Source organism: Pseudonocardia sp. SID8383 (assembly GCF_009864975.1).
GTDB classification, from domain to species: Bacteria; Actinomycetota; Actinomycetes; order Mycobacteriales; family Pseudonocardiaceae; genus Pseudonocardia; species Pseudonocardia alni.
The window spans coordinates 1-415 of sequence record NZ_WWFY01000065.1; the positions used below are offsets into that span (position 1 = coordinate 1).

Consider the following 415-nt stretch of genomic DNA (forward strand, 5'->3'; position numbering starts at 1 on the left):
CCGGCCGCAGGACGACGCCCGCGCCGGGACCCGGAGCCCGGTCCGCGGGCGACACCGGTGGTCGATCAGCACGTTCCCGCCGCGCGGGGGGCGGGAACGTGCTCGTCGGCGTGTCCGACGGCGGAGCACTGGGCGTCGCGCCCCTGCTCGGGCAGCTCTCGGCCGCGCAGCTCGACGTGCTGGCCGGTGAGGCCCCGGGGCTGCTGGTCACCCCGTGGCGCACCCTCGTGCTGCCCACCCCGGCAGCCGGTGCCGCCGACCGGCTGGCCGGGGCGGGACTCGTCGTCGACCCCGGGCACCCCGCGCTGCGGGTGAGCGCCTGCGCCGGATCGCCGGGCTGCGCGAAGTCCCTGGCCGACGTGCGTGCCCATGCGCTCGACCTGATCGGCCGGGGCGGCCCGCGGACGGGCGCGGG

The 415-nt window shown here is 80.2% G+C and carries 1 pseudogene; it reads left to right on the plus strand.

Annotation, left to right across the window (positions count from 1 at the left end):
* Nucleotides 1-110: 110 nt before the first annotated feature.
* Nucleotides 111-415 (plus strand): annotated as a pseudogene (locus GTW08_RS01580) (hypothetical protein); the annotation flags it as partial.